Below are 14,258 nucleotides of genomic sequence, written 5' to 3'. Positions count from 1 at the left end.
AACGGGTCAACCGCCAAGCATAGCCGTCCCGGGGCCGCCTTTGCCGGTAAAATGCGCCGGTATATCTGATTGCCGGTGAATCCATGCGTCGTCCCGTTTCCCTGTCCCTGACCCTGCTCGCCACTGCGGCGCTGGGCCTGTCCGCCTGCAAGCGCGTGGATGCGCCTGCTGCCGAAGCCGCTGCCCCGGAGGCCCCGGCCGCCGCTGCCAAGGCTGATGGCGCGCTTGATGCGACCGCCAACGACAATCTCAACGCCGTGCTGTGGATGCAGCGCGCGCAGGAGTACAAGGCAATCACCGAGCAGACCTACCGCGCCGCCGCCGACCACCTGGACGCCGCGCTGAAGGAAGCGCACTGGGATGCGCTGGTGCCGGAGGAACGCGGCAACGAGGCCAAGGGCCTGAAGCCGGCCGTGGTGCTGGACGTGGATGAGACCGTGCTGGACAACTCGCCCTACCAGGCGCGCCTGGTACGCGACGGCAAGGAATACGACGAGCTGAGCTGGGACCAGTGGGTGGCCGAAAAGAAGGCCAAGGCCATTCCGGGCGTGGTCGATTTCGCCAAGGCCGCCAACGCCAAGGGCGTAACCCTGCTGTACATCTCCAACCGCGCCGTGCACCTGAAGGACGCGACCCTGGCCAACCTGCGCGAGCAGGGGCTGCCGGTGGCCGATGACAGCGTGTTCCTGGGCCTGGGCACCGTGGTCGAAGGCTGCGAGCAGGCCGGCAGCGAGAAGAACTGCCGCCGCCGCCTGGCCGGGCAGAAGTACCGCGTGCTGATGCAGTTCGGCGACCAGCTGGGCGACTTCGTGGAAGTGACCGCCAACACCAACGAAGGCCGTGACGCCCTGCTGCAGCAGTACCACGACTGGTTCGGCGAGCGCTGGTGGATGCTGCCGAACCCGACCTACGGCGGTTTCGAGCCGGCGCAGTTCAACAATGACTACAGCCAGTCGCGCCAGGCCCGCCACGACGCCAAGCGCGCAGCCCTGGACTACGCGCCGTGAGCCGCGCGCCGCTGCCGCTGCGCGATGACGAGCGCCTGATCTTCGCGCTGGACGTGCCTGACCGCGCGCAGGCGCTGGAGTGGGTCGACCGCCTTGGCGACAGCGTGGCGTTCTACAAGATCGGCATGGAACTGCTGGCGTCGGGCGAGTACTTCCAGGTGCTGGACGAGCTGGCCCGCCGCGACAAGCGCGTGTTCGTCGACCTGAAGTTCTTCGATATCCCGGCCACTGCCGCGGCGGTGATCAAGCGCCTGTCGCAGTGGCCGGTCAGCTACGCCACCATCCACGGCTGGCACCCGGCGATGATGGAAGCCTGCGCCGCCGCCAACAGCAGCGACATGCGCCTGCTGGCGGTGACCGTGCTGACCTCGATGGGCCGCCCGGACCTGGCGCAGATGGGCATCGACCGTGAACCGGTGGACGTAGTGGTCGAACGCGCGCTGGCCGCGCAGGCGGCCGGTATCGCTGGCGTGATCGCCTCAGGCCAGGAAGCCGGCCCGATCCGCGCCGCTACCGGCGCCGGGTTCTCGATCGTCTGCCCGGGCATCCGCCCCGGTGGCCCGGTCGGCGATGACCAGAAGCGTACCGTTGGCGTGGCCCAGGCCTTTGCCGATGGCGCCGATGCCATCGTGGTTGGCCGTCCGATCCGCCTGGCCACCGATCCGCAGGCCGCGGCCCGGGCCATCCAGCAGGAAATCGCGTCGGCGCTGGCTGCGCGCTGAGATTCCGTTGCGCAGGCTGCAGGCCCGAACGCCATCCCGACCCGCGCGGGATGGCGTTTCTGCATCCGTCCAGCAAGCGGTTGTGCCCGAATCGCCGCAAAACCTGCCGTAGATTTCATGGTCTCCATGCCAGGCATCAGGACGATCAATAAAATCAATAATTTAGGCCGCACTACGTGAAGTGTTGCCTTAACTTGAACGCCAGCGTAGGATCGCCGCCATCCGGTCCTCGGACCGGACATGTGCCACAACACTGTCCACCGGCCCTGCGCCGGTTTGAAGAGCCTGTGATCCCCGTGATCCCGGCTCTTTTTTTATTCCCATCAGTGACTTGCACAAGCAACAGCGGAAACCGTGACGTCCCGGCTTGCCGCTGTCACGTCACAGGCCGCAAGATGCGGACCGGTCCGGGGAGTCCGAGTGCATGAGCGTGGCAGTGCGAGGAAGGTCTGCGCGTGGATGGGGGCTGGCAGCCATGCTGCTGCTGGCCGTGGCGGCGTGTCGTGAATCGGCCCAGGACCCGGCCAAGCCGGCGGCCGAGCCGGTCGCGGCGGTGCAGGCCATGGCGCTGCGCCTGGCCGAGGACGATCTGGTCGGCTATGCAAAGCTGTCGGTGCCGCCCAGCCAGTACCAGCGCCTGCAACAGGCCTGGACCGAAGGCCACAGCCAGTGGCCGCTGACCGAACTGCCGCTGGGCGACCAGCTGCTGCCGATGCTGGCCGCACTGCGCAAGCCCAACGCCAGCGCCGAACTGCAGCGCAGCTTCGATCGCCAGCTGGCCGGACAGGCCGGCGCGGTTCGCCAGGCCGCGCAATCGATGGGCAACTTCGGTGTGCAGTACCTGCGCCACCAGAAGGGCTATACGCCTGGCCAACAGGCGCATTACATCGCCCTGGTCGAAACCCTGGCCAGCTGGGCGCAGGGTGCCCCGATCAGTGACCGGGCCCGCGCACGCAGCACCATCGCCGCGCTGGTCGGCGCCGCCAACAAGGTCGGCTTCGACGACGAAGCCGGCCTGCAGGCCGCGGGCATGGAAGGCAGCCTGGCGCAGCTGGCGCCGTTCATCCACACCCTCAAGGCGGTGCTGGGCAGCTACGGGCTGGGCGTGGACGACGCGTTGCGCAGCGTGCGCGGCGAACTGCTGTCGGTGGAAGGTGACAACGCCCTGGTACGCCTGCGCTACGACCTCGCCGGTCGCGAGATGAGCCTGCAGCTGCCGCTGAGCCGCCGCGAAGGCCATTGGTACCTGACCCGCACCCTGGCCGATACCGACGCCCTGCTGCGCAAGGCCGATGCGGCCCGCGCCGCTGCGTCGCCGTCACCGGCTGAAGCCCCCGCCGAGGGTGGGGAAGCGGCAACGCCGCCGCCTAAGCCATAATGGCGCCGATGTCGAAACAGAACCCGCTGCCGTTCCCCGGCGAAGAATCCCAGTCGACGCCCGCCGATACGGTGCCGGCGTCCCCCTCGACCGGTACCGGCCCGAACCCGGTACCGCCGCCCGCGCACGCGCGTCCGGCCGGCCGACGCCCACTGTGGGCACGGTTGCTGGGCCGCCTGGTCGAGCCGTGGCTGTCGCTGAAGATCGAGCCGGAAGACCCGGGCCAGTACAACGATGGCCGCCCGGTCATGTACGTGCTGGAAGACTACGGCCTGTCCAACGCGCTGATCCTGGACAAGGCCTGCCGCCAGGCCGGCCTGCCGTCGCCGCTGGTGCCGCTGGCCGGTGACCCGACCGGGCGCAAGCGCGCCTACCTGGCGCTGTCGCGGCGCAGCTCCAGCAATTCGCTGATCCCCGAGCAGCGCGGTGCCAAGACCCATTCCGATTCGCTGGCCAAGGTCCTGCAGGCACATCGCGTGCGCGATGACCTGGACGTGCACCTGGTGCCGGTGTCGATCTTCGTCGGCCGCGCGCCGGACAAGCAGAGCGGCTGGTTCGCGGTGCTGTTCTCGGAAAACTGGGCGCTGGTCGGCCGCTTCCGCCGCCTGCTGGCGGTGCTGCTCAATGGCCGCAGCACCATCGTCCGCTTCGCGCCGCCGATCTCGCTGCGTTCCATCATCGACGAAGGCCTGGAGCCGGAACGCACGGTACGCAAGCTGCAGCGCGTGCTGCGCACCCATTTCCGCCGCATCCGTGAATCGGTGATCGGCCCCGACCTGTCGACCCGTCGCCTGCTGGTGGACCAGGTGCTGGCCGCCGAACCGGTGCGCGAAGCGATCGCCGCGCAGGCCAAGCGCGACAATTCGAAGACGGCCGATGCCTGGAAGAAGGCACACGCCTACGCCTGGGAAATCGCCGCGGACTATTCCAGCCCGGTGGTGCGCTCGGCCAGCTTCATGCTCAGCCACGTGTGGAACCGCATCTATGCGGGCGTGCTGGTGCACCACCTGGACAAGTTCAAGGCCGCCGCGCCGGGCCACGAAGTGGTCTACGTGCCCAGCCACCGCAGCCACATGGACTACCTGCTGCTGTCCTACCTGCTGTACGACCGTGGCATCGTGCCGCCGCACATCGTGGCCGGCATCAACCTGAACCTGCCGGTGGTCGGCACCCTGCTGCGCAAGGGCGGTGCGTTCTTCATCCGCCGCTCGATCCGTGGCAACGCGCTGTACTCGGCCGTGCTCAGTGAGTACGTCGCGCAGCTGGTGGCCGGCGGCTACTCGCTGGAGTACTTCGTCGAAGGCGGCCGCTCGCGTACCGGCCGACTGCTGCAGCCCAAGGGCGGCATGATCTCGATGACGCTGCGTGCGTTCCTGCGCCAGCCGCGCAAGCCGGTGCTGTTCCAGCCCATCTACATCGGCTACGAGAAGCTGATGGAGGGCGGCAGCTACCTGGACGAACTGTCCGGCCGGCCGAAGGAAAAGGAATCGATCTGGTCGCTGCTGTGGGGCATCCCCAAGGTGCTCAAGCAGAACTACGGCCAGGTGGTGGTGAACTTCGGCGAACCGATCGCACTGAACGACGTACTGGCCGAGAAGGCGCCGGAGTGGAAGGGCGAGGCGGTCTCCGAGGACGAAAAACCGGCGTGGCTGTCGACCACGGTGGACACGCTGGCCGAACGCATCCAGGTGCGCATCAACGGCGCCGCCGACGTCAATCCGATCAACCTGCTGGCGCTGGCGCTGCTGTCCACGCCGAAGCACGCGATGGGCGAGGCCGACCTGATCGCGCAGATCGAGCTGTGCAAGACGCTGCTGGTCGAGATGCCGTATTCGGACCGGGTGACGGTGACCCCGCACTCGCCGGAGCGGATCATCGCCCACGCCGAGGAAATCAACGTCCTCACCCGCATCAAGCACCCGCTGGGCGACGTGCTCAGCGTCAGCGGCGATACCGCGGTGCTGCTGAGCTACTTCCGCAACAACGTGCTGCACCTGTTCACCGCCTCGTCGTGGGTGGCCTGCTGCTTCCAGAACAACCGCCGCATGAGCCGTACCGGCCTGGTCCAGCTGGGCCGCACGGTGTACCCGTTCCTGCAGGCCGAGCTGTTCCTGCCGTGGAGCGAGGACGAATTCGCACAGCGCATCGACCAGACCATCAACGTGTTCGTGCGTGAGGGCCTGCTGCAGAACGTCAATGACGACGACGGCGGCATCCTGGCGCGCAACACCGGGCAGACCGACGAGGTGTTCCGCCTGCGTGCGATCGGCCACTCGCTGCAGCAGGCCTTCGAGCGCTACTACATCGCCATTTCGGTGCTGGTGAAGAACGGCCCGGGCGTGCTGGGTGCGGCCGAGCTGGAAAGCCTGTGCCAGCAGGCGGCGCAGCGTCTGAGCCTGCTCTATGCACCGGCCGCGCCGGAGTTCTTCGACCGAACCCTGTTCCGCGGCTTCATCCAGAAGCTGCGCGAACTGCGCCTGGTGTGGCCGGACGAGAACAGCAAGCTGCTGTTCGACGAGCGCCTGGATGCCTGGGCCAAGGACGCCAAGTTCATCCTTGGCCGCGAACTGCGCCACACCATCGAACGGGTCAGCCCGGAAGCGGCACGCCCGGACGAGCCGGCGCCGCAGGATTGAAGGCAGCGCCGGGTCCTGCGGTGGGTGTGGACCTTGGTCCACACCTTCCAGCCGTGCCAACCAGGGTTGGCACCCACCAGGACGGTCTTTAGGCCGGTTCGTCGGGAATCTGCAGGCTTTCCAGCCTGGCAATGCAGTCCTTCAACTGCAGCTTGCGCCGCTTCAGGCGCTTGGCTTCCAGCTCGTCCTCGCCGTTGGCGGCCATGCGGGTGATCTGTTCATCCAGCAGGCGGTGCTCGGCGCGCAGGGCGGCGAGGCGTTCGACAATCTCGGCGGGGTCGTAGGTATCCACGGCTTCGAGGATACACAGCGATGATGACCGCCGGGAGAGGGGAATCCCGACCCCCGGCCGTGGCCGCTCCGAGCCGTTAGAATGGAGCCCATGAGTGCCGTGATTTCCCTCCCCGATCCCCAGCCGCGCGCCGCCCGCGATCCGCGCGTGGCCGAGCGCGAGCAGCACAAGCTGGCCAAGCGCCTGCGCCGCCAGGTCGGCGAGGCGATTGCCGACTTCGGCATGATCGAGGCCGGCGACAAGGTGATGGTCTGCCTGTCCGGCGGCAAGGACAGCTACACCCTGCTGGACGTGCTGCTGCAGCTGCAGAAGAAGGCGCCGGTGCCGTTCGAGCTGGTGGCGGTGAACCTGGACCAGAAACAGCCGGACTTCCCCGAGCACGTGCTGCCGGAGTACCTGGCCGGGCTGGGCGTGCCATACCACATCATCGAGCAGGACACCTATTCGGTGGTCAGCCGGGTCATCCCGGAAGGCAAGACCATGTGTTCGCTGTGCTCGCGCCTGCGTCGTGGTGCGCTGTACAACTACGCCGAGACCCACGGCTTCACCAAGATCGCGCTGGGCCACCACCGCGACGACATGGTGGCCACGTTCTTCATGAACCTGTTCCACCACGCCAAGCTGTCGGGCATGCCGCCGAAGCTGCGCAGCGATGACGGCAAGCACGTGGTGATCCGGCCGCTGGCCTACGTGCGCGAGAGCGACATCGTCGAGTACGCGCAGGCACGCCAGTTCCCGATCATTCCCTGCAACCTGTGCGGCAGCCAGGAGAACCTGCAGCGCCGCCAGGTCGGCCTGATGCTGAAGCAGTGGGAGAAGGACCACCCGGGCCGCATCGAGCAGATCGCGCGCGCCATGGGCGAAGTCCGGCCCTCGCAGCTGGCCGACACCACCCTGTTCGACTTCATGGCGCTGGGCCGTCGCGACGACGCGCCGCTGCCCGACGCCCATGCCTGGCTGGCCGGTTCCCCGGCCGACGCCGACGCAGATCCCGAGACGCCCACCGTTTAAGGTCGGTCGCCCTTCCTCTTTGCCATCCGGAATTCCATGTTCTTTCGCAACCTGACGTTCTTCCGTTTCCCGACCACCACCGATTTTTCCGAAGTCGACACGCTGCTGCCGCACGCCCTGCTGAAGCCGGTCGGCGCACTGGAAATGAACTCGCGCGGCTTCATCTCGCCGTTCGGCCGCGAGGAGAAGGAACTGCTCTCCCACCGCATCGCCGAACACCTGTGGCTGACCGTGGGCGGCGAGGACAAGATCCTGCCGGCGGCGGTGGTCAACGACCTGCTCGAGCGCAAGCTGGAGGAGATCGAGGAGAAGGAAGGCCGCCGCCCGGGTGGCCGCGAGCGCAAGCGCATGAAGGACGACCTGCTGCATGAACTGCTGCCGCGCGCCTTCGTGAAGTCCTCGCGCAACGACGCCTTCATCGACCTGCAGCACGGTTACGTGGCGGTGGATACCTCCAGCCGCAAGACCGGCGAGTACTTCATGTCCGACATCCGCGGCCTGCTCGGCAGCTTCCCGGCGATGCCGCTGAACGCCGAAGTCGCGCCGCGTTCGATCCTGACCGGCTGGATCGCCGGCGAGCCGCTGCCGACCGGGCTGAGCCTGGGCGAAGAGTGCGAGATGAAGGACCCGGTGGAAGGCGGCGCGGTGGTCAAGTGCCAGCACCAGGAACTGCGCTGCGATGAGATCGACAAGCACCTGGATGCCGGCAAGCAGGTGACCAAGCTGGCGCTGATCTTCGAGGACAACCTGTCCTTCGTCATCGGCGACGACCTGATCGTGCGCAAGCTGAAGTTCCTCGACGGCGCCCTGGACCAGCTGGAGCATGCCGACGAAGACGGCCGCCGCGCCGAGTTCGACGCCCGCTTCGCCCTGCAGAGCGCCGAGATCCGCCGTCTGTTCCTGTTGCTGGAAGAAGCCTTCAAGCTCAGCAAGGCTGACTGAACAGGCAGCCCGACGGCCGCCGGTCATCCGGCGGCCCGAAGCGGCGCTATGCTGGGCGCATGAGCCGTCTGCTGCGCCGCCTGATCAGCCCGACCCCTCCCGCCACCGTACAGCGCGACACCGTTCGCCTGCGCCTGGAGGATGCCGAGATCGAGGTACTGCGCGTGCGCGATCCGCGTGCGCGCCGCATCAAGCTGAGCGTGGACGAACGCGGCGCGCGCCTGACCCTGCCGCCGCGCGCAAGCCTGGTGATGGGCGAACGCTTCCTGGAACAGCACCGCGACTGGCTGGCACTGCAGCTGCGCCAGTACCAGGGCCAGGGCCTGCCGTCACCGCTGCAGCCGGGCGAAGACGGCGTGCTGCCCCTGCGCGGCGAACTGTTGCCGCTGCGCTGGCAGGAAGGCCGCTACGCGCGCCTGGAGATCGACGCGCATGGTGCCTGCGTGCAGTGGCCGACACGTGGTGGTGACGCCACCCTGCGTCGCCTGCTGCGCGAGTTCTACGAAGCACAGACCCGCGCCGATGTCGGCCGCTGGCTGCCGAAGTACCTGCCCACACTGCCGCGCGCACCCAGCCGCCTGCGATTGAAGGTGATGTCCTCGCAATGGGGCTCGCTCGCCCCCGATGGCAGCATGGCACTGGACCTGGCCCTCGTGCTCGGTCGTTCGGAAGCGTTCGAGTACGTGCTGGTGCACGAGCTCTGCCACCTGATCCAGCCCAACCACTCGCCCGCGTTCTGGCACGAAGTGGAACAACGCTTCCCCGCCTGGCGCGAACAGCGCGATTACTTCCAGCTCGAAGGGCGCCGACTGAAGGCGATGCTGCGGCAACTGCTATAGCGCGCGGGCGCTACAGCAGTTGCCCGCGCATTCTTCCTCTACCCCCGCCTTCGGCGCGCCCCTTCAACAGAAGGGGCTTTCCTCCAGAGAGTGGGCTGGGCAGTCGGGCAGGCTCGACGCTGCACAGAGTCTGCGCAGAGGATGAGCATTCCCCGCCCTGGCAACGCGCCATGGAGCGCGCGCAGCGCGCGACCCGCGCCTGCTCTTCTTTTCTTTCTTCCGTGGTGGGCACACCGGAATCGGTCCGTGGCCGGGCGGGGTGGGTTGCGCAGGGGCGTGAGCCGCATGGATGCGGCGACCGAGCTTACAGGGGTGAAGGCGCTTTGCTTGCGAAGCACTGCTTCGCAAGCGCCTGAACGCACAGCCGCCAGCGGCTGGGCCGGGCCCCGGAGGGGTACTTGCAGCGATCCCTGCGCAATCCACCCCGCCCGGCCAAGCACGGCTTTGCCTTCGGATACCACCCACCACGAGGGACTCAGCCGTTGGCCGAAATCCTCACCTCGCCCGCAACGCCGCCGCCGCCGCCCAGCGCGCCGCCACCCGCGGCGCCGTAATGCACACCGCCTGGTCGGTCACCGTCGTCACCGCGCGCTCCAGCAGCTGGATATCCGCCTCATGCTGGCGCGCCACGTGCGGATCCTCGAAGAAGATCGCGCGCTGGCAGCGCCCTTCCAGTACCCGGTCGGCAATCTGCGCATCGCCGCCCATCGGGCCGCTCTGGTAGCGCGTCACCCAGGGCGTATCGCTGGGCCAGCCACGGCTCCACGCCAGCTCGTTCAAGCGCTGGCCGGTGGTTCCGGTTGCCACCCGCTCACCGAACCGCGCCAGCACATCGAAGTGCTCATCGGCGAAGGCCAGCATCGCCGGCTTCATCGCGTCGTGCGCGATCAGCGCCAGCGTCTGTCCTTCGAACGCATGCAGGTCGTCGGCGCCAGCATCGGCAGCCAGTCCGGCATGGATGCGTTCCACCTCGATCCAGTCGCGCGCGGTGGCCACGGTGGAAATGAAAGGCTTGCCGTGGATCACGCACTGCCGCTTCAGCGCCGTGGCTTCCGGAAACACCGAGGATGGATCGACCGGATCGATCAGGTAGACCGCGCCATCCAGTGTCCGATCCGGCCCCATGCCAACCACCTCGGCCACCAGCTTCATCAAGCCACCCTCGCGACCGTAGGGGTAGCGATGCAGGCCCGCGTATCCGGTCAGGAAGCCCTGTCGCTGTATCGCGTCATGGGTGCGGCCGACCGCGTGCAGCGACACGCCCAGCTCGCGCAGGCCGGGTTCGCTGACGCGCAGCCAGCGGAACAGGGCGGCGCGCGCGTCGTGGTGATGGAGACGGTTGGCAGCCAGGCCGATGCGCATCGAATGCTCCGCAGATACGGGTGAAAGCGGCAGTGTATGTCGCCATTCACCTATCTTGGTGTTTTTACAACTTTCTTCATTGCGCCTCGTCCACGCGCCGCTAGCGTAAGAGGCAGCGGTACCGCTGCGCGGCCGTTCATTCCGCCCGCCAGAAGAGGATGCCCATCGTGAACGCCGCTGGCCTGCGTGCCGCCACCGCGGTCGTGGCCGGCCTGCTGTTGCCTGCCCTGGCCGCCGCTGCGGGTTGCAGGACGCCGCTGCGCATTGCCTGGCCCGCCGACCGCGCGCCGTTGTCCTCCAGCGAGCAGGGCCAGCCGCGCGGGCTCAGCGCGCAGTACCTGAAGCTGCTGGGCGCGCAGCGACCACTGCAGATGCAGCCATTGCCAACCGCCGCCATCGCTGAGGGAACGGTGCCGCCCGACGTCCAGGCAATGCTGGGCTGGTCGCGCTCGCAGTTGCCGACGGGGTGGGTGGCCAGTGCGCCCTACGTGCAGCTGCCACAGGTCATCGTGCGGCGCCGGGATGCATCGCCGGTGCTGGGCCTGGAGGCGTTGCGCGGAGGCACCGTGGCCAGTCCCGACCCGCTGTCGCTGGTCGGGGCGCTGACCGAACAGGCGTCTGGCGTGCAGCTGTTGCCCCCCGCCCCCATCGACGACGCCCTGTCACTGCTGGGCACGGGCCTGGTCGATGCCGTGGTCGCCAATCTTGGGGAGGTCGAGGCCGCGTTGCGCCACTATCGGGGCGAGCCGCTGGTAATCGCTGCGCCGGCCGGAATCGACGACGCGCCGGTGCTGGCCACCGTGCCCGCCTGCGCCGACGTCATCCCGGTGTTCGAGCGGGCCGTGTCGCAGCTGACCGCGAACGAACGCGAGGCGATCCGCACGTCCTGGCTGCCGAACCAGCCGCGACACCCGCCCTCTGCGTCCCCCCTGCGCTGGCTGGTGCCGGCCTCGCTGACCCTGCTGGCGCTCATGCTGGTGTACGCCTTCGGCTACTGGCGCGTGCATCGCGAGAGCGAGCGTCGCCGCGTGGCTGCGCAACGCCTGCAGGAGGTGACCTCGAACCTGCCAGCGGTGGTCTATCAGGTGCGTCGCTCTGCCACCGGCCACTACAGCTTTCCCCAGATCGCAGGCGACGTGCAGGCGTTGTTCGGAATCAGCGTGGAAACCGCCCTGATCGATCATCAGCGCCTGCTGGCTGCGGTTCATCCCGATGATCGCTCGCGGCTGATGGATACCGTCGACGCCGCTGCCCTGGCGCGGGGCCCGATCGATGTCACCTTCCGCACGCGCTCGCCACAAGGCTGGCGCTGGGTCCACTCGCATGGACGGCCGCTGTCCCTGGACAGCGGCGACGTCGAGTGGAGTGGCTACTGGATCGACGTAAGCGGAGTGCAGGCGCGCACCCATGCGCTGGCCGAGGCGCGCCGTGCGGCCGAGCAGGCAGCGCTGGCCAAGGCCCACTTCCTGGCAACCATGAGCCACGAGATCCGCACGCCGATGAGCACCCTGCTGGGCATGCTCGAGCGGTTGGAGGGCAGCGATCTGGATCATCGCCAGCAACAGGTGCTGGTGACCGTGGGTGATGCTGCCCAGATGCTGCGGCAGATCCTGGACGACGTGCTGCACAGCCAACGGCTGCAGGCACTGCCGCTGCAGCTGCGACCCACGAGCGTGGCGGCACTGGTGCGCGCGGTACAGCAGTTGCTGATGCCGGTGGCGGCCAGCCGGGGCCTGCATCTGCGGATCGAACTTGATCCGGAATTGCAGGCCGGATCGCTGGCCGATGGCCTGCGCCTGCGCCAGATCCTGTTCAACCTTGCCGGCAACGCGCTCAAGTTCACCGAGCATGGCGGCGTGGATCTGCAGGTGCAGGTGCTGCAGCAGCACGATCGCGGCCAACGTCTTCGCCTGCAGGTCAGTGACAGCGGGGTGGGCATCAGCCCGGAACGGCAACAGGCGGTGTTCGCTGCCTACACCCAGGCCGAGGCATCGACAACGCGCCGTTTCGGCGGCAGCGGCCTGGGCCTGGCGATCTGCCGTGAACTGGCTGCATCGATGGAAGCAGAACTGTGCCTGCGCAGCGCGCCAGGCAAGGGCACCACCGTGTGGCTGGAACTGGATCTGGACGCCTGTGAGTTGCCTGCCGAGGCATTGCCGCTTCCGGCAGAGGCGGCGCGGCCACTGTCGTCGGCCCGGGTGCTGGTAGCTGAAGATCACCCCACCAACCTGCACCTGCTGGAGCAGCGCCTGCATGATCTGGGTCTGCAGGTGCACGCCTGCGCCGATGGTCGCCAGGCCTTCGAGGCCTGGCAGGCGCGGGCGTTCGACCTGGTCATCACCGACTGCCACATGCCGCACATGGATGGCTTTGCCTTGGCACGGGCCATCCGCGCCGACGCCTGCGCGGTTCGCGCGCAGGTCCCGATCATCGCGCTCACGGCCAGCGCGCTGGATCGCACCCGCGAGGCCTGCCGCGAAGCGGGCATCGATCATTTCCTGGCCAAGCCGGTGGCGGCGCAGGAACTGCGGGGCTTGCTGGCCGTGCTGCTGGCGCCGGAATCAGTGCGCCAATAGGCGGATGATGCTGGCGGCGGCGTCGCGGCCTTCGGCCACGGCGGTCACCACCAGGTCGGCGCCACGCACTGCGTCACCGCCGGCGAACAGGCGCGGGTGCGCAGTCTGGAATGGCAGGCGGTCCTTGCCGCCAGCCACGATGCGGCCGTTGGACCGGCCTTCCACGCCGTGCTCGGCCAGCCACGCCGGCACGGTTGGCGAGAAGCCGAAGGCGATGATCACCACATCGGCCTCCAGCAGCGATTCGCTGCCGTCGATCGGCACCGCATTCTGGCGGCCATTGGCGTCGGGCTCACCCAGCCGGGTTTCGACCACGGTCACGCCGATCACCTCATCGTCGGCGCCGGCTTCGATCGACAGCGGCTGGCGGTTGAACAGGAAGCGCACGCCTTCCTCGCGCGCATTGGCCACTTCGCGCGCGCTGCCGGGCATGTTGGCTTCGTCGCGGCGGTAGGCACAGGTGACCTTGGCCGCGCCCAGCCGCACCGCGCTGCGCACGCAGTCCATGCCGGTATCACCGCCACCGAGCACCACCACGCGCTTGCCGTTGAGGTCGGGCAGGGCGATGCTGTCTTCCCAGCCGGCAATGGGCCGGCCCTTCGGATCATCGCCGCCGACGATGCGGCTGTTCTGCACCAGGAACGGCAGTGCCGGCAGCACGCCCTTCAGGTCCTGGCCGTCGAGGCCACCGTCGGTATAGCGGTAGGCACCGGTACCGACGAACACCGCATCGTGGCTGTCCAGCAGCTGCTGCACGCTGAGGTCACGGCCGATCTCCACACCGAGGCGGAACTGCACACCCATGCCCTCGAGCACTTCGCGGCGGCGGTGGATCACATCCTTGTCCAGCTTGAAGCTGGGAATGCCGAACTGCAGCAGGCCGCCGATCTGCTCGTAGCGGTCGTAGACCACGGCGGCAATGCCGGCGCGCGCCAGACGGTCGGCACAGGCCAGCCCGGCCGGGCCAGCGCCGATCACCGCCACGCTGTGGCCGGTCGGCTGCACCGCGCCCAGGTCCGGGCGCCAGCCCGTGGCCAGCGCGGTATCAACGATGTACTTCTCGACCGCGCCGATGGTGACTGCGCCGAATTCCTCCAGTGTGCAGCTGCCTTCGCACAGCCGGTCCTGCGGGCAGACCCGGCCGCACACTTCCGGCAGCGGGTTGGTGCTGTGGCACAGCGTGGCCGCTTCGTGGATGCGGTTTTCCTGCACCAGCTGCAGCCACTGCGGAATGGCGTTGTGCACCGGGCACTTCCAGCTGCAGTAGGGGTTGCCGCAGTCCAGGCAACGGCCGGCCTGGTACTGGGCGTCCTCCTTGCCGAACTTGCCGTACAACTCGCCCCAGTCGCCGGACGTGCGCAGTTCCACCGGAATGCGCTGCGGCATGGTGCGGGGCAGGTCGAGGAACTGGAAGGCGTGCTTGCGGCTCATGGCGGGCTCTGTGGTGTTTTGCGGTTGCCGGCCAGCGGCCGGCACTACGTGGTCCTGGGTTG

Annotated in this window: 11 protein-coding genes; 8 read left to right on the top strand and 3 right to left on the bottom strand. The window is 68.2% G+C overall.

The genetic code is table 11. From position 1 onward, the window contains the following. Positions 1-83 precede the first annotated feature (83 nt). The 4 genes from AC5P6X_RS13810 to plsB all read left to right on the top strand — a co-directional run bounded on the left by AC5P6X_RS13810 (position 84) and on the right by plsB (position 5,743). Positions 84-1,007 carry a 5'-nucleotidase, lipoprotein e(P4) family gene (locus AC5P6X_RS13810; protein ID WP_021202272.1) on the top strand — a complete coding sequence of 308 codons (924 nt, stop codon included), beginning with the start codon at positions 84-86 and terminating at the stop codon, positions 1,005-1,007. Next, on the top strand, positions 1,004-1,729 hold the full coding sequence (pyrF, locus tag AC5P6X_RS13805; protein WP_049449742.1) for an orotidine-5'-phosphate decarboxylase: 726 nt from the start codon (positions 1,004-1,006) through the stop codon (positions 1,727-1,729). The genes AC5P6X_RS13810 and pyrF overlap by 4 nt, the downstream gene beginning before the upstream one ends. A gap of 424 nt (positions 1,730-2,153) precedes the next feature. After that, the gene (locus tag AC5P6X_RS13800; protein WP_005407499.1) at positions 2,154-3,107 is read left to right on the top strand and encodes a hypothetical protein; all 954 of its coding nucleotides are present in this window, start codon (positions 2,154-2,156) and stop codon (positions 3,105-3,107) included. Further along, complete coding sequence (plsB, locus tag AC5P6X_RS13795; RefSeq protein ID WP_005407500.1) at positions 3,107-5,743, top strand: glycerol-3-phosphate 1-O-acyltransferase PlsB; 2,637 nt, start codon at positions 3,107-3,109, stop codon at positions 5,741-5,743. Before AC5P6X_RS13800 ends, plsB begins: the two co-directional genes overlap by 1 nt. 88 nt (positions 5,744-5,831) lie before the next feature. On the opposite strand, the gene AC5P6X_RS13790 is transcribed toward plsB, so the two are convergent. Next, positions 5,832-6,035 (bottom strand): YdcH family protein, encoded by a 204-nt coding sequence (locus AC5P6X_RS13790; protein WP_005407501.1) that lies wholly within the window; start codon positions 6,033-6,035, stop codon positions 5,832-5,834. 90 nt (positions 6,036-6,125) lie between these two features. On the opposite strand from AC5P6X_RS13790, the gene ttcA reads away from it, so the two are divergent. The 3 genes from ttcA to AC5P6X_RS13775 are packed head-to-tail and all read left to right on the top strand — an operon-like array spanning position 6,126 to position 8,827. Next, complete coding sequence (ttcA, locus tag AC5P6X_RS13785; RefSeq protein ID WP_180843176.1) at positions 6,126-7,046, top strand: tRNA 2-thiocytidine(32) synthetase TtcA; 921 nt, start codon at positions 6,126-6,128, stop codon at positions 7,044-7,046. A gap of 36 nt (positions 7,047-7,082) precedes the next feature. Beyond that, the gene (locus tag AC5P6X_RS13780) at positions 7,083-7,988 is read left to right on the top strand and encodes a recombination-associated protein RdgC (protein WP_005411825.1); all 906 of its coding nucleotides are present in this window, start codon (positions 7,083-7,085) and stop codon (positions 7,986-7,988) included. 59 nt (positions 7,989-8,047) lie between these two features. Further along, entirely contained in the window at positions 8,048-8,827 is a 780-nt protein-coding gene (locus tag AC5P6X_RS13775) for a M48 family metallopeptidase (RefSeq protein WP_049449745.1), read from the top strand. Positions 8,828-9,322: 495 nt separating this feature from the next. On the opposite strand, the gene AC5P6X_RS13770 is transcribed toward AC5P6X_RS13775, so the two are convergent. Then, a complete protein-coding gene (locus tag AC5P6X_RS13770) occupies positions 9,323-10,189 on the bottom strand; it encodes a methylglyoxal synthase (protein ID WP_049449746.1) in 867 nt (288 codons plus the stop codon). 167 nt (positions 10,190-10,356) lie between these two features. Here AC5P6X_RS13770 and AC5P6X_RS13765 point away from each other — a divergent pair, with 167 nt between their 5' ends. Continuing rightward, positions 10,357-12,765: a response regulator gene (locus tag AC5P6X_RS13765; protein ID WP_329755819.1), complete on the top strand. Its 2,409-nt coding sequence runs from the start codon at positions 10,357-10,359 to the stop codon at positions 12,763-12,765. Here AC5P6X_RS13765 and AC5P6X_RS13760 read toward each other — a convergent pair. After that, positions 12,751-14,196, bottom strand: coding sequence for an FAD-dependent oxidoreductase (locus AC5P6X_RS13760; RefSeq protein WP_005407507.1), 1,446 nt, complete (start codon positions 14,194-14,196; stop codon positions 12,751-12,753). The genes AC5P6X_RS13765 and AC5P6X_RS13760 overlap by 15 nt on opposite strands. Positions 14,197-14,258: the final 62 nt, after the last annotated feature.

Source organism: Stenotrophomonas sp. YJH_SMC_40, assembly GCF_059368615.1.
Note: the sequence above shows the minus strand (reverse complement) of the source record. Positions and strands in the feature narration are given on the sequence as shown.